We start from the raw sequence: 17,257 nt of genomic DNA, 5'->3' as shown, positions 1-17,257 counted from the left end.
CGGGGATCACGAGGGTCGACGAGAGTCAGGGAGACGGAGAAGAGATGGCAAGCGGTACGGAGACGGCGGCGGCGCTCGGCTACGAGGAGGCCCGGGACGAGCTGATCGAGGTGGTGCGGCGGCTGGAGGCGGGCGGCACGACGCTGGAGGAGTCGCTGGCGCTGTGGGAGCGCGGCGAGGAGCTGGCGAAGGTGTGCCGGCACTGGCTGGAGGGCGCCCGCGCCCGCCTCGACGCCTCGCTCGCGGCGGAGCGCGCGGAGGAGGAGTCCGGGGAGTGAGCCGGGCCGGAGGCACGGGGCGTGCGCCGGGCCGGAGGCGCGGGGCGTGAACCGGGCCGGAGGGGCGGGGAGTACGCCGGCCCGAGGTGCGGGGTGTGAACCGACCCGAGGGGCGGGGAGTACGCCGGCCCGAGGTGCGGGGTGTGAACCGACCCGAGGGGCGGGGAGTACGCCGGCCCGAGGTGCGGGGTGTGAACCGACCCGAGGGGCGGGGAGTACGCCGGCCCGAGGTGCGGAGGAACGTCCGGCCGGAGGAGCGGCGTGCGCCGACCCGGGGGGCGGGGGTGCGCCGGCCGGAGGGGCAGGGGCGCGTCCGGCCGCGGGGGCCGGGAGTGCGTCCGGGTAGACTGGCGCGAGTGAAGCGGATCACTATCCGGATCCGATAGTTGAATTTTCACCAATCCTGGGCGTACTGTCGACGACGTCGCCCGGGATTCCCCACCGGGCGGTCCCCTTGCAGTCCGGAAGGTACGCAGCATGTCCCTCGTTCTCGACCCCGCCGCCCAGGACCTCCTCTTCCGCGAGGCCCGCACCGCCAACACCTTCACCGACGAGCCGGTGACCGACGAGCAGGTCCAGGCGATCTACGACCTGGTGAAGTACGGCCCGACCGCCTTCAACCAGACCCCGCTGCGCATCACGCTGGTCCGCTCCCCCGAGGCCCGCGAGCGCCTGGTCAAGCACATGGCCGAGGGCAACCAGGCCAAGACCGCCGCCGCCCCGCTGGTCGCGATCCTCTCCGCGGACAACGAGTTCCACGAGGAGCTCCCGGCCCTGCTCCCGCACTTCCCGCAGGCCAAGGACATGTTCTTCTCGGAGCGCCCGGTCCGCGAGGGCTCCGCGCTGCTGAACGCCGCCCTGCAGGCCGCGTACTTCATCGTGGGCGTCCGTGCCGCCGGCCTCGCCGCCGGCCCGATGACCGGCCTGGACTTCGCCGGCGTCCAGAAGGAGTTCCTGGACGACGACCACACCCCGCTGATGGTCGTCAACATCGGCAAGCCGGGCGAGGACGCCTGGTTCCCGCGCTCCCCGCGCCTGGCCTTCGACGACGTCGTCACGACCGTCTGACGCGCTCCACACGAGAGAACCCCCCGGTGCCCTGCACCGGGGGGTTCTCTCGTGTGGAGCGCGTCAGACCTTCTGGGCGCGGAGCGCGCCCGCCATCTCCGCGAGCGTGTCGAAGGACGCCGTACCGGTCACGACGGTGGTCGCGCCGCCGTCGGTCCGGACCAGCGCGTCGTACTTGGGGCCCTCCCAGCGCTGCCACTCCTGGCCGGCCACCGTCTGCGTCTTCCCGGTGTTCTTCGCCTCGTGCGTGACCTTGGGCACGAACTTCTTCGGCTCCGTCGTCGACTGGTTCACCGACACGTACTGGGTGTCCGGCGAGAGGAAGCCGAGCTGCCAGGCGTCGCCCTGCTCGCGCTTGTACGAGACGACCGTCGCCTTCCATCCGTCGCCGAGGCCCTGGGGGGCCAGCACCGGGTAGGGGGCCGCGCGCTGCGCCGTGACCAGCTCGACCCGGTAGTCCTTGGCCTTCACCGGTTCCGCGTCCTCGTCGTGCGGGATGAAGAGATACATGACCCCCGCAGCGACCATGATCACCCCGAGGGACTGGAACATCCCGCGTACCGTCTGCCTGCCTCGCTTAGCTGCCACGCCCCATATCGTCGCATCCGGGTCCGGCGCTCATACGTGGGCCCCTCTGCTCAATATGTCGACCTGGCGATAGAGTCGCAGCACCCTCCTTTTTTCCGGCCGTCGTCGTACAGAAAGGTGCGCTCCGATGACCGAGCACCACCTCCCTCCCGAGCTTGAGGTCTCTCCCGAGGCTCCCGACCGCAACCTCGCCCTCGAACTGGTCCGCGTGACCGAGGCCGCCGCCATGGCGGCGGGCCGCTGGGTCGGCCGCGGCGACAAGATCGGCGCGGACGGCGCCGCGGTCAACGCCATGCGGACCCTCATCTCGACCGTCTCGATGAACGGCGTCGTCGTCATCGGCGAGGGCGAGAAGGACGAAGCGCCGATGCTCTTCAACGGCGAGCGGGTCGGCGACGGCACCGGCGCCGAGGTCGACATCGCCGTGGACCCGATCGACGGCACGACCCTGAACGCCAAGGGCATGCCGAACGCCATCGCCGTGCTCGCCGCCGCCGACCGCGGCTCCATGTTCGACCCGTCCGCGGTCTTCTACATGGACAAGCTGGTCACCGGCCCCGAGGCCGCCGACTTCGTCGACATCAACGCGCCCGTCTCGGTCAACATCCGCCGGGTCGCCAAGGCGAAGGGCATGAACGCCGAGGACGTCACCGTGGTCATCCTGGACCGCCCCCGCCACGAGGGCATGGTCAAGGAGATCCGCGAGACCGGCGCCCGGATCAAGTTCATCTCCGACGGCGACGTGGCCGGCTCGATCATGGCCGCCCGCGAGGGCACCGGCGTCGACCTGCTCATGGGCATCGGCGGCACCCCCGAGGGCATCATCTCGGCCTGCGCCATCAAGTGCCTGGGCGGTGTCATCCAGGGCAAGCTGTGGCCGAAGGACGACGCCGAGCGCCAGAAGGCCCTCGACGCGGGCCACGACCTGGACCGGGTCCTCACCACGACCGACCTGGTCAGCGGCGACAACGTCTTCTTCGTCGCCACCGGCATCACCGACGGCGAGCTGCTGCGCGGGGTGCGCTACCGCTCCGAGACCGCGACCACCCAGTCGCTGGTCATGCGCTCGAAGTCGGGCACGATCCGCCAGATCGACTCCACGCACCGGCTCGCGAAGCTGCGCGCGTACAGCCAGATCGACTTCGACCGGGCGAACTGACCCGGCCCGACGACGGCAGCGAAGAGGGGCGCCCCCGTGTGCGGTGGGGGCGCCCCTTCCCGTACGGGCGCGTCGCCGCGGGACCGGCCGCGGACCGTCAGCCGGCCTGCGCGATCCGGTCGGCCGCGGCCGCCTTGCGGAGCTCCACCTCGCGGCGCCGGCGGCGGGCCAGCACCACCCGGCGCTCGGCGGCGGTGAGCCCGCCCCACACGCCGTACGGCTCCGGCTGGAGCAGCGCGTGCTCCCGGCAGTCGACCATCACGGGGCAGCGGGCGCAGACGCGCTTGGCCGCCTCCTCGCGGGCGAGTCGCGCGGCGGTCGGCTCCTTGGAGGGGGCGAAGAAGAGGCCGGCCTCGTCCCGGCGGCACACCGCCTCCGCGTGCCAGGGCCCCTCCTCGTCCGCCCGCGCGGGGGCGCGCTGGGGCGGCACGGGGGCTACCTGGAGGGGCTGATGCGGCAGTTGCAGCACGGTCTACTCCTGACGACGGCTTCGCGAGCGAGCAGCGATGAACGAGCCCTACCCGCTGTGCGCGCGCCTATGCACTGCGTACGGCTCCCATCCGGAGTCCGGAGCGCAGGTGACGAATTCCGGTCAGCCACTGGCCGGAACCCGCCGGAGATCAGTGCCCGAGGTGCTTGCGGATCTTGCTCTGGAGGTCGACGACCCACTTGCCGCGCTTGGGTCTCGCCTCCACGTTCCCGCACACCGCGTAGCCGTTGACCACCACCAGCGGTGCCTGGGGGTCCACCCCTTCCAGGGTGGTGACCTCGAAGTTCCCGAGGACGCCGGTGCCGGAGCCGCGCAGGCTGATGTTCTCCGGGACGCGGATCTCCACGTTCCCGAAGATCGAGGTGGCGTTGATGGTGGTGAGCGGCTGGGCGAAGATCGCCTCGGTCAGGTCGATCTCGATGTTCCCGAAGATCGCGAAGGCGTTGGTGCGGCGGGCGACCCGCCAGCGGCCCTTGCGGGTGGTGCTGGAGAAGACCGCGAGCAACTGGTCCGCGTTCCCCTCCACGTCCTCCGGGCCGTACGCCGCCGGGGCCGGCTGCGGCCGCGCGGCGGACGGACCCCGGTCCGCGGCCGGCAGGTCCCGCACGATCGGCTCCAGTTCGCCCACGGTCTTCGCCCGGTAGACCGCCTCGACCCGCTCCGCGTGCTCCTCCGCGTCCAGCCGCCCCTGCGCCAGCGCCTCGGCGAGGATGTCCGCGACCCGGTCCCGGTCGGCGTCCGAGGCCCGGAGCGCGCCCTGGGGATCCGCGTACCCGGGAGCGGCCGGAGGCACGGGTGCCGCCGGCGCGGCGGGTGGGACCGGCGCGGTCGGCGGGACCGGCGCGGTCGGCGCCTCGGGCGCGGCGGGAGGCGCCGGAGCGACGGGCGGGGCCGGTGCCTCGGGCGGGGCGGGGACGGGCCGCTGCGCGGGGTCGGGCTGCTTTTCGAGGTCCACCCGTCCACCCTGGCACACGCGATAGATCGCGACCAGGGCCCCGAACCCCCATCTCTCCCCTAGGGGACGGGACACGGCGGCCCGCGGCGGAACACTCCACATCGGCGCGGTCCCGCCGCCTGGTGAGCCTTACCTCACAGGATCGGCGCCGCGCCCGCGTTCTACGCTGGAGGGCGCGCCCGCCAACGGAGGCGGCGCGCTGCTGTCTGCCGAGTGAGGAATGGCTGCCGTCATGCCAGAGTTTGCGTACTCCGATCTGCTCCCCGTAGGCGAGGACACCACGCCCTACCGCCTGGTGACCGCCGAGGGCGTCTCGACCTTCGAGGCCGACGGCCGTACGTTCCTCAAGGTCGAGCCGGAGGCGCTGCGCAAGCTGGCCGCCGAGGCGATCCACGACATCCAGCACTACCTGCGCCCGGCCCACCTGGCCCAGCTGCGCAAGATCATCGACGACCCGGAGGCGTCGGGCAACGACAAGTTCGTCGCGCTCGACCTGCTCAAGAACGCGAACATCGCCGCCGCCGGCGTGCTCCCCATGTGCCAGGACACCGGCACCGCGATCGTCATGGGCAAGCGCGGCCAGAACGTGCTGACCTCCGGCCGCGACGAGGAGGCCCTGTCGAAGGGCGTCTACGACGCGTACACCAAGCTGAACCTGCGCTACTCGCAGATGGCTCCGGTGACCATGTGGGAGGAGAAGAACACCGGCTCGAACCTGCCCGCGCAGATCGAGCTGTACGCGACCGACGGCGGCGCGTACAAGTTCCTCTTCATGGCCAAGGGCGGCGGCTCGGCCAACAAGTCCTTCCTCTACCAGGAGACGAAGGCCGTCCTCAACGAGGCGTCCATGATGAAGTTCCTGGAGGAGAAGATCCGTTCGCTCGGCACGGCGGCCTGCCCGCCGTACCACCTGGCGATCGTGGTCGGCGGCACGTCCGCCGAGTTCGCGCTGAAGACCGCGAAGTACGCCTCCGCGCACTACCTGGACGAACTGCCCACCCAGGGCGACGCCGCCACCGGCCACGGCTTCCGGGACAAGGAGCTGGAGGAGAAGGTCTTCGAGCTGACGCAGAAGATCGGCATCGGCGCGCAGTTCGGCGGCAAGTACTTCTGCCACGACGTGCGCGTGGTCCGCCTCCCCCGCCACGGCGCCTCGCTGCCCGTCGCGATCGCCGTCTCCTGCTCGGCCGACCGCCAGGCCGTCGCGAAGATCACGGCCGAGGGCGTCTTCCTGGAGCAGCTGGAGACCGACCCGGCGCGCTTCCTGCCGGAGACCACGGACGAGCACCTGGACGCCGACGGCGACGTCGTGAAGATCGACCTGAACCAGCCGATGGAGCAGGTCCTGGCCGAGCTGACCAAGTACCCGGTCAAGACCCGCCTCTCCCTCACCGGCCCGCTGGTCGTGGCGCGCGACATCGCGCACGCCAAGATCAAGGCGCGGCTCGACGCCGGCGAGGAGATGCCGCAGTACATGAAGGACCACCCGGTCTACTACGCGGGCCCGGCGAAGACCCCCGAGGGGTACGCCTCCGGCTCCTTCGGCCCGACCACGGCCGGCCGGATGGACTCGTACGTGGAGCAGTTCCAGGCGGCCGGCGGCTCGATGGTGATGCTGGCCAAGGGCAACCGCTCGCAGCAGGTCACCGACGCCTGCGGCACGCACGGCGGCTTCTACCTCGGCTCCATCGGCGGCCCGGCCGCCCGTCTCGCCCAGGACTGCATCAAGAAGATCGAGGTCCTGGACAACGAGGAGGACGGCATGGAGGCCGTCTGGAAGATCGAGGTCGAGGACTTCCCGGCCTTCGTCGTCGTCGACGACAAGGGCAACGACTTCTTCCAGAACCCGGCCCCGGAGCCGACGTTCACGCACATCCCGGTGCGCCAGGGCTCCCAGCTCTCGTAACCCCGGGTAGCACTCCGCCGCCCCCGGTCCGCGCGGACGGACCGGGGGCGGCGTCATGTCCCGCTCCGAAAGTCGCTACCGAACGGTAGTCAGCCGGCCACTTACTGGTCAGTATGGGTCGCGAGCATGTCAACCACTGAGACGGTCGACCACTCGGGAGCCCCCCATGCCCTCCACCCGGACCACCGCGACGGCCACCGCCGTCCTCGGCCTGACGGCCCTCCTCCTCGTCGGGCCCGCGCCCGCCGCCTCCGCCGCCGATCCCGACGGCCACCACACCTCCGCCGCCGCGGTCGAGGGGGTGGACTACACGACCTGGCGCCGGGACGTCGCCGCCGTCGTCGCCGAGGCGCGGCCCTACATCGAGGCGCGGGCCGGGGACGCAGGCACCCAGCGGCAGGCGATCGTCCTCGACATCGACAACAGCTCCCTGGAGACGGACTTCCACCCGTTCTGGGAGCTGCCCACCCCGGCCATCCCCGAGATCCGCTCCCTGGTCAGGGACGCGCACGCCCGCGGGGTGAAGGTCTTCTTCGTGACCGCCCGCCCCGGGATCATCCACTCCCTCACCGAGTGGAACCTGAAGCAGGTCGGCTACCCGGTGGACGGGCTGTACGTGCGCTCGCTGCCCGACCTGTTCGCCGAGGTCAGCGCCTACAAGACGGAGAAGCGCGCCGAGATCGAGGCCATGGGCTACACGATCATCGCGAACATCGGGAACAACACGACCGACATCGTCGGCGGTCACGCCGAGCGCGCCTTCAAGCTGCCGGACTACGGCAAGCTCTCGTAGGAGAGCGGGGAAGAGCGGGGAAGAGCGGCAGGAGACCTACCGGGTGATGTGGAACTCCAGCTTCGCATAGTCCCCGTCGGGAGTGGAGCGGATGTAGCCGCGGGCGTCCTTGAAGTCGCCGGTGCCGCCGGTGACCGCGATGTCGAAGGCGGCGGGGGCCTCGTTCGAGGGGTCGAAGGAGGTCAGGTTCTGCCCGGTGAGCTGGCCGCCCGGGCCGCCGTTCAGGACGAAGGTGCCGACGCAGAGCAGGTCGGCCGGGTTTCCGGCGCGCACCACGGTGCACGTGACGCCGTCCCGGCCGACCGACTCGCCGCCCTTGGTGCGCGAGAGGACGTCGGCGAAGGCGAAGGAGTCCCCGACCTCGGGGGCCCGGCCGGTCTCGTCACCGCTCTCGTCCGCCGGGACCTCTTTGGAGTAGAGGGTGAACTCGAAGCCGTCGACGGCGGGTGCGGCGGCGACCGGTGCGGCGGACGCGAAGGCGACGGCGGCCACGGTCGCGGCGCCGAGGGCGCCGATCCTCCTGTAGCTCCCAGTCATGGGGTGCCTCCCTGGCAGGGTGTGGATCTCCCCCCTGCGGGCCGTCCTCACATTGTGCTGCCGCCGTCCGGGTGACGCACGCCGTCGGGGATGATGGGGCCATGCCGGCCAGAGCCCCCTTCCTCCGTACCGCCCTGCTCGCGGCGGCCCTGCTGACCGCCTGCGGTACGACCCCGGAGCCGGCCGCCGCGCCGGCGGCCGCGGCGACGTCGCCCACGCCGACGCCGTCGCCGAAGTCCGTGGTGTCCGTCGGCGGCCCCGGCACCGCCTGCGCGCTTCCCGTCTCCTTCTCGCTCGCCGAGGACTGGCGGCCGGAGGCGATCGAGAACCCCGAGGATCCGGAGTTCGCCGCGCTGACCCGCCAGGGGCCGGCGATCGTGCGCTGCGAGGTCGACGCCAAGCGTGCCGGGAACATCGGCTTCATCCGGGTCTGGACGGCGAAGGGTCCGGCCCGTCCGGCCCTCGAAGGCTTCGTGCGGGCCGCGAAGAAGACCTCGGACGTCGTCTACCGGGACACCCGGGCCGGCGGCGTGCCGGCGGTGGAGGTCACGTACACCTTCCACAACGAGGTGCTGGGCGAGAGCAAGGAGGAGCGGGCCTTCGCGGTCGCCACGCCGAAGGGGGCGGTCATCCTCCACCTCGGCGGCCTGGACACGGAGGAGCACCGCGAGATGCTTCCGGCCTACGAGCTGGCGAAGTCGAGCCTCACCCTCTCCTGAGGCGGCCGTGGCCCCCCGTCCCGCACCGGACGGAGGGCCACGGCGGTCATCGGGCCGCGGGCCGGGCGGACTTCCGGCCCGTCGGCTAAGCGAACCTCTGGTTCGCGGAGCCGTTGCAGGTCTGGAGCCGGACCGGCTCCTTCGCCGCCCCCTGCGTCAGGCAGAGGCCGGTCGCGGCGGCGGGCCGGATCGTGGCACCGTCGCGGACGAACCTCTGGTTGGCGGCGCCGGAGCAGTTCCAGACGATGAGCGCCTTGCCGGCCTGGTAGGCGGCTCCGGGCACGTCCAGGCAGCGGTCCTGGGTGAGTTCGGTGTGGACGGTCTTCCGGGCGGAGTCGTACCACCAGCCCTGGTTGCGGCCGCCGTGGCAGTCCCAGCCGAGGACGGCGGTGCCGTTGGCGGACTCGGAGGCGTTCACGTCGAGGCAGTTGCCGGTCGCCTCGTTCCGCAGCGGCTTGTAGACGTCGTCCCAGGCGAGCGGGAAGAGCGTCGGGGTGCCGGAGGAGTTCACGTCGGCGCAGCTCGCCTCGCGCAGGCCCGAGCCGTAGAGCTGGGTCAGGCAGGAGGCGAAGGCGGCGTGGCCGCTCTTGTTGGGGTGGAAGGACTGGCGGGTGGAGTTCTCGTCGATGCCGCCGGGCTTGGAGAGGTCGATGTAGAGGCCCCGGGCCCAGGTGTCCTCCATGCAGACCTCGTGGCCGTGGAAGAGCCGCGAGTTGTCGAGGTAGACGGCGCCGGTGGAGGCGGCGACCTTGCGCATGCCGCGCTCGAAGGCGGGCACGGCGACGTTCCGGCCCCACTTGGTGTCGGAGTCGTAGCCCATGCCGCCGCAGCTCAGCTTGCCGGGGAAGTTCGGGTTGTCGTGGAAGTCGGGGCCGATGGGGCTGGGGTAGCCCATGACGACGAGCTTGTAGTCGCCGTCGGCGTACCCGGCGTCCCGCATGACGGTCCTGAGGTCGCGGACGGTCTGCTCGACCTTGGGCACGAGGGCGTCGACGCGGGCCTGCCAGCCGGGGGCGTACTTCGGCTCGCAGGTGCCCTGGCTGAGCACGTACCGGGTGACGCAGTCGGTCATGACGGGGCCGAACTGGAGGTCGTCGTTGGCGCCGGCGACGAGCAGCACCATCTTGATGCGGGTGTTGCGGGCCTTGACGGCGAGGTTGTCGCTCTGGACCAGCTCGTCCGCGTACTGCTTGCTCCCGCCGATCCGGATGTTGCCGGTGTAGGCGCCGGAGCAGGAGACGTTGAAGGTGAGGTCGGCGGGGATCCCGGTGCGGTGGATGGCCGCGTCGGGCGAGCGGTGGCACCAGTTGGTGGGGCCGTTGGTGGGCGACTCGTAGCTGCCGACGCCCTCGCCGGAGATCTCGCTGTCGCCGAGCGAGATCAGGCCGGTCCTGCGCTGGTCGAGGGGGCGTTCCTCGGGGCTGCCGTAGATCTTCGTGGCCTCGGCGGCCCGGATCGCCTCCAGTTCGGGCGGCAGGGGTACGGAGGCGACGGCGGCCCTCGTACCGGTGTCGGCCGCTCCGGCGGGGGCGGCGGTCAGGGAGCCGAGGGCGGCGGCGGCCGCGGCGACGGCGGCGATGGGCCACCGGAGTCTGTACCTGGTGCGCGTCATTGCGCCTCCTGGAAGTGGGGTTACCCACGGTTTTTACTGGCCGGTACACGCCTTGGGAATACATCGAACAAGACAAGTGCTCATCTTTTTGAGGATGTTGGGGAAGCTGAGCACGCCCGGGAGGACGAACGACCATGAACGACACCGAGGGCTACCGCGTCGAGCACGACTCGATGGGCGAGGTGCGGGTCCCCGCCCACGCCAAGTGGCGGGCCCAGACCCAGCGGGCCGTGGAGAACTTCCCCGTCTCCGGGCAGCGCCTGGAGCGCGCCCACATCGAGGCGCTGGCCCGGATCAAGGCCGCCGCCGCCACGGTCAACGCCGAGCTCGGCGTGATCGACCGGGACCGGGCGGAGGCGATCGCCGCCGCGGCCGAGGAGGTCGCGGAGGGCCGCTGGGACGACCACTTCCCGGTCGACGTCTTCCAGACCGGCTCCGGCACCTCCTCGAACATGAACACCAACGAGGTGCTGGCCACCCTGGCCGGCGAGCGGCTGCCGGCCGACCGGGCCGTCCACCCCAACGACCACGTGAACGCCTCGCAGTCGTCCAACGACGTCTTCCCCTCCTCCATCCACATCGCCGCCACCGCCGCCGTCACCCGCGACCTGATCCCGGCCCTCGACCATCTGGCCGCCGCGCTGGAGCGAAAATCAGCCGAATTCGCGACGGTGGTGAAGTCCGGCCGCACCCATCTCATGGACGCCACCCCGGTCACCCTGGGCCAGGAGTTCGGCGGCTACGCGGCCCAGGTCAGGTACGGGGTCGAACGGCTCCGCGCCTCCCTCCCCCGGCTCGCCGAACTCCCCCTCGGCGGTACCGCGGTGGGCACCGGCATCAACACCCCGCCCGGCTTCTCCGCCGCCGTCATCGCCGAGCTCGCCCGCGCCACCGGGCTGCCCTTCACCGAGGCCCGCGACCACTTCGAGGCCCAGGGCGCCCGGGACGCCCTGGTGGAGACCTCCGGCCAGCTCAGGACCGTCGCCGTCTCCCTCACCAAGATCGCCAACGATCTGCGCTGGATGGCCAGCGGCCCGCGCACCGGACTGGCCGAGATCAACCTCCCCGACCTCCAGCCCGGCTCCTCGATCATGCCCGGCAAGGTCAACCCGGTGATCCCGGAGGCGGTCCTCATGGTCGCCGCCCAGGTCACCGGCAACGACACCACCGTCGCGGTGGCCGGCGCGGCCGGCAACTTCGAGCTCAACGTGATGCTCCCGGTGATGGCCAAGAACCTGCTGGAGTCCGTACGGCTCCTGGCCAACGCCTCCCGGCTCCTCGCCGACCGCACCGTCGACGGCATCACCGCCAACGCCGAGCGCGCCCGCGAGTACGCCGAGTCCTCCCCCTCCGTCGTCACCCCGCTGAACAAGTACATCGGCTACGAGGAGGCCGCCAAGGTCGCCAAGCGCTCCCTCGCCGAGCGCAAGACCATCCGCGAGGTCGTCCTGGAGGCCGGTTACGTGGACCGCGGCGACCTCACGCTCGCACAGCTCGACGAGGCCCTCGACGTGCTGCGCATGACCCGGCCGTGACACCGCGGCGACCCCGGCGTGAAGCCCGGCCGTCCCCCGCGTGACTCAAGCGTGACGCGTACCGCAGCGCGGGTGGGAGCGCGCCCCTAAGATCTGCGCATGACAGGAGCGGACGGGTCGGGCGACATCCAGCACTGGGCGCCGGGGGAGCACATCCTCTGGCGCTACCGCGGCATCGGCACCGACGAGGTGCACATCTGCCGGCCGGTGACCGTGGTCCGCGACACCCCCGACCTGCTCGCCGTGTGGATGGCGCCCGGCACCGAGTGCGTCCGGCCGGTCCTCGCCGACGGCACCTCCGTGCACGACGAGCCGCTCGCCACCCGCTACACCGCGCCCCGCACCACCGAGCGCGCCCGCTGGTCCGGCAGCGGCGTGCTCAAGCTCGCCCGCCCCGGCGACCCGTGGTCGGTCTGGCTGTTCTGGGAGCGCGGCTGGCGCTTCCGCAGCTGGTACGTGAACCTGGAGGAGCCGCGCCGCCGCTGGGCCGGCGGCGTCGACTCCGAGGACCACTTCCTCGACATCTCCGTCTACCCCGACCGCAGCTGGCTGTGGCGGGACGAGGACGAGTTCGCCCAGGCCCAGCGGGCCGGGCTGATGGGTGCCGAGCAGGCCGAGCGGGTACGGGCCGCGGGCGCGGCCGCCGTGGCGCTCGTCGAGAGCTGGGGCACCCCCTTCCGGGACGGCTGGGAGGAGTGGCGGCCCGATCCCGCCTGGACCGTCCCCGCCCTGCCCGTGGACTGGGATCGCACTCCGGCGCACACGGCGCCATGAGACCCTTGATGCGCCCCCGGGGTTGAAACGTAGGATCGTCCTCCGCACGGCCGACACCGGGCGAACACGACGTCACCGACCGAACGCAGCACAGCAACTGACCACACGTCACCGCACGTCATCGATGAGGGGGAGAGCAGTGCCGGAGCTGTGCCCGGGTGGCGCGCCCCCCGCCCCTGCCGTCGTCCGCGGATCGTCCGCGTCCACCGCGAACACCGCCTCCGGGGGGTTTATCCCCGGCGAACGAGCGGCATCGGCGAGAAGAGCGAGTGCATCGCACCACCGGCCCGGACGGACGGAATCCCACGCGTGACGGAGCATCCCACCTCCCACGAAGGCCGGCAGCCCCTGGCCGACCGGCCCCAGGAACAGACGCGGCCCCGCCAGGAGGCCGCGCCCGCCGGCCTGCCCTCCGACATCCCCGCGCAGCCCTCGGCACAGGTGCCCCAGGCCGCTCAGGTACCCGAGCCGCCCGGACAGCCGGCGCCCCCGACCCAGCCGCCCCAGCCGGCCGGCCCCGCCGCGCCCGCCGTCGCCGTCGCCGTCTCCCCCGGCGCGGCCCCGGCCGGCCGGCGCGAGGGCGACCGGCTGCGGTTCGTCGGCGCCGCGACCCGGCGGATCGCCCGCGGCCTCGACCTGGACGAGATCGTCCTCGGACTGTGCCGGGCCACCGTGCCGGCCTTCTCCGACGAGATCCTCGTCTACCTCCGCGACCCGCTGCCGGTGGGCGACGAACGGCCCGTGGCGCCCTTCGTGCTGCGGCTGCGCCGCACCGACCGGCTGCGGTTAACCCCCGACCTGGAGGGCGACGAGCTCGTCCTCGTACCCGACCCCGACCCGACCCCGGCCGCCGAACTGTGCGAGGTGCGCTCCGGCAGCGCCCTCTCCGAGGTGCTCCGCGGGGTCCGGCCGGTCTTCGGCGACTCCGCCGCCGCCCGGGCCGCCCTCGGCGAGCTCCTCGGCCCGGACCATCCGCTCCCCCGCGGCCTGCGGGCGATACTGGCGCCGCTGCGCGGCCGCCGGCGGGTGATCGGCGCCGCCGTCCTGCTGCGCCGCCCCGAGCAGCCGGCCTTCGAGCCGGACGACCTGCTCGTCGGCGCCCAGCTGGCCACCCACACCGCGCTCGGCATCGACAAGGCGGTGCTGTACGGCCGGGAGGCGTACATCGCGGACGAGCTCCAGCGCACGATGCTGCCGGACTCGCTGCCCCAGCCGACCGGCGTCAAGCTCGCCTCCCGCTACCTCCCGGCGGCCGAGACCGCCCGGGTCGGCGGCGACTGGTACGACGCGATCCCGCTGCCCGGCAGCCGGGTCGCGCTGGTCGTCGGCGACGTCATGGGCCACTCGATGACCTCGGCCGCGATCATGGGCCAGCTGCGCACCACCGCGCAGACCCTGGCCGGGCTCGACCTGCCGCCGCAGGAGGTGCTGCACCACCTCGACGAGCAGGCCCAGCGGCTCGGCGAGAACCGGATGGCGACCTGCATGTACGCGGTCTACGACCCGGTCTCGCACCGGATCACGGTCGCCAACGCCGGGCATCCGCCGCCGATACTGCTCCACCTGGACGGCCGCGCCGAGGTGCTGCGGGTGCCCGCGGGCGCCCCGATCGGGGTCGGCGGCGTGGACTTCGAGTCGGTCGAGCTGGACGCCCCGGCGGGCGCGACGCTGCTGCTGTACACGGACGGCCTGGTGGAGTCCCGGCTGCGGGACGTGTGGACCGGGATCGAGCAGCTGCGGGAGCGGCTCGCGGCGGCGGCCCAGCTGACCGGGCGGGACCACGCGCCTCCCCTGGAGGCGCTCTGCGACGACGTCCTCGACATGCTGGGTCCGGGTGACCGGGACGACGACATCGCGCTGCTCGCCGCCCGGTTCGACGGGATCGCGCCGAGCGACGTGGCGTACTGGTTCCTGGAGCCGGAGGACGCGGCCCCGGGCCGGGCCCGCCGGCTGGCCCGCCGGGCGCTCGCCCGCTGGGACCTGGAGGAGCTGACGGACTCCGTCGAGCTGCTGATCAGCGAGGTGGTGACCAACGCGGTGCGGTACGCGGAGCGGCCGGTGACCCTGCGGCTGCTCAAGACGGACGTGCTGCGCTGCGAGGTCGGCGACGACTCCCCGCAGCTGCCCCGGCAGCGGCGGGCCCGCGAGACGGACGAGGGCGGGCGCGGCCTGTTCCTGGTGAACCGGCTGGCGCGGCGGTGGGGGGCGACCCGGCTGTCCGGCGGCAAGGTCGTCTGGTTCGAGCTCGCGACCCGCTGACCCCGCGGTACGCCGAAGGCCGGTCCCCTCCTGGGGGACCGGCCTTCGTCATGACCGCGGGGTCAGCGGGGCTGCTGGGTGGAGAGGCCGGGCGTGGTGCCGTTCTCGTCGTCGCCGCCTCCGCCGCCACCGCCGTCCGTGAGCCCGGTGTCGGGCGGCTGGACCGTCGCCGTGTTCGTAGGTTCCCGGGTGGGTTCCTGGGTCGGCGGCGGGGTGGTGGTGGGCTTCCCGGTGGGCGGCGGGGTCGTGGCCGCCGTGGTGGTCGGGGCCGGCGGGGTGGTGGCGGTGGTGGCCGGCGCGGTCGTGGGCTCCTCCGTCGGCTCCTCGGTGGGCTCCTCGGTCTCGGTCGGGCCGGTCGTCCAGGTCGGCTCGCCGTAGCCGCCGGTGTTCTCCTCGGTCTCCAGATCGAACCGCGCGTCGGAGCCGCCGTTCAGGGCGCGCTCGGTGTAGTCGCCCCAGATGAGGGCGGGCGTCTTGCCGCCGTTGGCGCGGCCGGGGTTGATGGCGTCGGTGAGGGTGACCTGTTCGGCGATCTTGCCGGAGGTGTCCTCGCCGAACAGGGCGACGGCGGTGACCAGTTCGGGGGTGTAGCCGACGAACCAGGCGGAGCGGTTGTTCTCGGAGGTGCCGGTCTTGCCGGCGGCCTGGTAGTCGCCGGCGGCGCGGAAGCCGGAGCCGTTGGCGACGACGCCGGTCATGGCCTGGGTGACGGTGTCGGCGGCCCGGCGGCTGATGACCTGTTCGCCGGTCTGCTTGACCATGTCGACCTGGCGGTCGCTGTGCTGGGCGCTCCTCACGACCGCCGGGTTGACCTTCTTGCCGTGGTTGTCGAGGGTCGCGTAGGCGCCGGCCATGTCGAGGGTGGAGGCGCCCATGGTGCCGAGCGACATGGCGGGGGTGGCGCCGAAGTCCTGGCCGTCCTTCATGCCGAGGGCGAGGGCGGTCTTCTTGGTCTTCTCCGGGCCGACGTCGACGATCATCTGGGCGTAGACCGAGTTGATCGAGCTGTTGGTGGCCTTCTGGACGGTGACGGGGCCGTACGAGCGGTCGTCCTCGTTCTCCGGGGCGAAGTCGATCGGGCTGCCGACGACCGGCCGCCGGCTGGTGCCGTCGTAGATCGTGTTCAGACCGATCTCGCGCCCGTCCTGGGTCTCGGCGTCGTTGTCGAGGGCGGAGGCGAGGACGATCGGCTTGAAGGTGGAGGCGGGCTGGTAGTCGCGCCGGGTGGCGTTGGACATCCAGTGCTCGGTGGCGCCGACGCCGCCGTACATCGCGACGACCGCGCCGGTCTTCGGGTCGACGGAGGTGGCGCCGGCCTGCACGGTGGCGGCCTTCTTGTCGCCCTTGCGGTCGATCTTGTCCTCCAGCTGCTTGTCGACGGCGGCGACGAGGTCCTTCTGCTTCTGCCGGTCGATGTTGAGCGTGAAGGTCCAGCCGCCGGCCTTGATGTCCTCCTCGCTGACGCCCTGGCGCATCAGCTCCTGGTTGGCGGCCTCGACGATGTAGCCGGTCTGGCCCTCCATGCCGGGGAGCGGCTTGGGCTCGCGCGGGACGGGGAACTTCAGGCCGGCGCGCTCGGCGGCGGGGAGCCAGCCCATCTCGACCATGTTGTCGAGGACGTAATTCCAGCGGTCCTCGACGAGCTTGCGGCCGGTGGCGCTGGCGGAGGTCCAGTCGTACTGGTTGGGGGCCTGGAGCAGCGAGGCGAGGTAGGCGCCCTGGGCGGTGGTGAGCCTGGCGGCGTCGGTGCCGTAGTACGAGCGGGCGGCGGCCTGGATGCCGTAGGCGGAGCGGCCGTAGTAGCTGGTGTTGATGTAGCCGGCGAGGATGTCGTTCTTGCTCATCTCCTCGTCGACCTTGACGGCGATGACCATCTCCTTGAGCTTGCGGGTCGCCGTCTGGTCCTGGCTCAGGTAGAAGTTCTTGACGTACTGCTGGGTGATCGTCGAGCCGCCCTGCTTGCCCTTGCCGGTGAGGGTGTTCCAGGCGGCGCGGGTGGTGCCCTTGATGTCGACGCCGTTGTCCTTGTAGAAGGTCTTGTTCTCGGCGGCGACGAAGGCGTGCTGGACGGGGAGCGGGATCTTGTCCAGGCCGACGATCTCGCGGTTGATCTCGCCGGTGCGGGCGAGGATGGTGCCGTCGGAGTACTTGTAGATGTTGCTCTGCATGGTCGCCTCGGCGTTGGCCGTGGGCACGGGGACCAGCAGGTAGACGGTGTAGAGGCCGCCGATGCCGACGAGGCCGAGCAGGAGGAAGGTGCCCAGCACCTTCTTCCAGGTGAAGAGGCGGCGTATGCCCCGTTTCTTCGCCTTCGTGTCCGGTCGGCCCATGTGTCGTGTCGCTCCGCTCGTCGTGTGTCCCGCCGCCCCTGGCCCGGCGAACCCGCCGGATCAGCTCAGCAAGCTAACACCGACAGTGCGGACATAGGGCAACCGATCACGCCTTTTCAGGACGTGAGAATCAGCACCCACCCCCAGGGGAACCGACGTCCGGGGGGAGGTGATGGTTGCGTGAAGGACCGGTTCCGTTTTCGTGCGCCCCTCCCCCGGCCCGCGCCACCTGGCTATACACCCCGCGTATACAC

Annotated in this window: 15 protein-coding genes; 9 read left to right on the top strand and 6 right to left on the bottom strand. The window is 72.0% G+C overall.

Annotation, left to right across the window (positions count from 1 at the left end; genetic code table 11):
- The first annotated feature begins 44 nt into the window (after positions 1-44).
- Together ABFY03_RS24425 and ABFY03_RS24420 are read left to right on the top strand one after the other, a co-directional pair.
- Positions 45-278, top strand: a complete 234-nt coding sequence (locus ABFY03_RS24425; RefSeq protein WP_319012375.1) for an exodeoxyribonuclease VII small subunit — start codon at positions 45-47, stop codon at positions 276-278.
- Between the two features lie 477 nt (positions 279-755).
- A complete protein-coding gene (locus ABFY03_RS24420; RefSeq protein ID WP_319012374.1) occupies positions 756-1,346 on the top strand; it encodes a malonic semialdehyde reductase in 591 nt (196 codons plus the stop codon).
- Positions 1,347-1,409: 63 nt separating this feature from the next.
- Here the strand turns inward: ABFY03_RS24420 and ABFY03_RS24415 are convergent, their stop codons facing one another.
- A complete protein-coding gene (locus tag ABFY03_RS24415) occupies positions 1,410-1,934 on the bottom strand; it encodes a DUF4245 domain-containing protein (protein WP_319012373.1) in 525 nt (174 codons plus the stop codon).
- A 127-nt stretch (positions 1,935-2,061) separates the two neighbouring features.
- Here ABFY03_RS24415 and glpX point away from each other — a divergent pair, with 127 nt between their 5' ends.
- Complete coding sequence (gene glpX / locus ABFY03_RS24410; protein WP_319012372.1) at positions 2,062-3,093, top strand: class II fructose-bisphosphatase; 1,032 nt, start codon at positions 2,062-2,064, stop codon at positions 3,091-3,093.
- A 97-nt stretch (positions 3,094-3,190) separates the two neighbouring features.
- Here the strand turns inward: glpX and ABFY03_RS24405 are convergent, their stop codons facing one another.
- Positions 3,191-3,562, bottom strand: a complete 372-nt coding sequence (locus tag ABFY03_RS24405; protein ID WP_030496058.1) for a WhiB family transcriptional regulator — start codon at positions 3,560-3,562, stop codon at positions 3,191-3,193.
- A gap of 151 nt (positions 3,563-3,713) precedes the next feature.
- The gene (locus ABFY03_RS24400; RefSeq protein ID WP_319012453.1) at positions 3,714-4,376 is read right to left on the bottom strand and encodes a DUF1707 SHOCT-like domain-containing protein; all 663 of its coding nucleotides are present in this window, start codon (positions 4,374-4,376) and stop codon (positions 3,714-3,716) included.
- A gap of 394 nt (positions 4,377-4,770) precedes the next feature.
- Between ABFY03_RS24400 and ABFY03_RS24395 the strand changes: the two genes are divergently transcribed.
- Both ABFY03_RS24395 and ABFY03_RS24390 read left to right on the top strand, forming a co-directional pair.
- Entirely contained in the window at positions 4,771-6,444 is a 1,674-nt protein-coding gene (locus ABFY03_RS24395; protein WP_319012371.1) for a fumarate hydratase, read from the top strand.
- A gap of 166 nt (positions 6,445-6,610) precedes the next feature.
- Complete coding sequence (locus ABFY03_RS24390) at positions 6,611-7,237, top strand: HAD family acid phosphatase (RefSeq protein WP_319012370.1); 627 nt, start codon at positions 6,611-6,613, stop codon at positions 7,235-7,237.
- A 36-nt stretch (positions 7,238-7,273) separates the two neighbouring features.
- Here the strand turns inward: ABFY03_RS24390 and ABFY03_RS24385 are convergent, their stop codons facing one another.
- Positions 7,274-7,774, bottom strand: a complete 501-nt coding sequence (locus ABFY03_RS24385) for a dirigent protein (protein WP_319012369.1) — start codon at positions 7,772-7,774, stop codon at positions 7,274-7,276.
- A 101-nt stretch (positions 7,775-7,875) separates the two neighbouring features.
- Between ABFY03_RS24385 and ABFY03_RS24380 the strand changes: the two genes are divergently transcribed.
- Positions 7,876-8,493, top strand: a complete 618-nt coding sequence (locus ABFY03_RS24380; protein ID WP_346170847.1) for a lipoprotein — start codon at positions 7,876-7,878, stop codon at positions 8,491-8,493.
- Positions 8,494-8,578: 85 nt separating this feature from the next.
- Here ABFY03_RS24380 and ABFY03_RS24375 read toward each other — a convergent pair whose 3' ends face one another.
- Positions 8,579-10,105, bottom strand: a complete 1,527-nt coding sequence (locus ABFY03_RS24375) for a ricin-type beta-trefoil lectin domain protein (protein ID WP_346170846.1) — start codon at positions 10,103-10,105, stop codon at positions 8,579-8,581.
- A gap of 134 nt (positions 10,106-10,239) precedes the next feature.
- Between ABFY03_RS24375 and ABFY03_RS24370 the strand changes: the two genes are divergently transcribed.
- The 3 genes from ABFY03_RS24370 (at position 10,240) to ABFY03_RS24360 (ending at position 14,673) form a co-directional block, all read left to right on the top strand.
- Positions 10,240-11,640, top strand: a complete 1,401-nt coding sequence (locus ABFY03_RS24370) for a class II fumarate hydratase (RefSeq protein ID WP_346170845.1) — start codon at positions 10,240-10,242, stop codon at positions 11,638-11,640.
- A 99-nt stretch (positions 11,641-11,739) separates the two neighbouring features.
- A complete protein-coding gene (gene fomD / locus ABFY03_RS24365) occupies positions 11,740-12,414 on the top strand; it encodes a cytidylyl-2-hydroxypropylphosphonate hydrolase (protein ID WP_346170844.1) in 675 nt (224 codons plus the stop codon).
- A 309-nt stretch (positions 12,415-12,723) separates the two neighbouring features.
- Positions 12,724-14,673, top strand: coding sequence for a SpoIIE family protein phosphatase (locus tag ABFY03_RS24360; RefSeq protein ID WP_346170843.1), 1,950 nt, complete (start codon positions 12,724-12,726; stop codon positions 14,671-14,673).
- 62 nt (positions 14,674-14,735) lie between these two features.
- On the opposite strand, the gene ABFY03_RS24355 is transcribed toward ABFY03_RS24360, so the two are convergent.
- Positions 14,736-17,003, bottom strand: coding sequence for a transglycosylase domain-containing protein (locus ABFY03_RS24355; protein ID WP_346170842.1), 2,268 nt, complete (start codon positions 17,001-17,003; stop codon positions 14,736-14,738).
- Positions 17,004-17,257 lie beyond the last annotated feature (254 nt).

It is taken from the genome of Streptomyces roseofulvus (assembly GCF_039534915.1).
GTDB classification, from domain to species: Bacteria; Actinomycetota; Actinomycetes; order Streptomycetales; family Streptomycetaceae; genus Streptomyces; species Streptomyces roseofulvus.
This window is presented reverse-complemented; position numbering and strand designations above follow the sequence as displayed.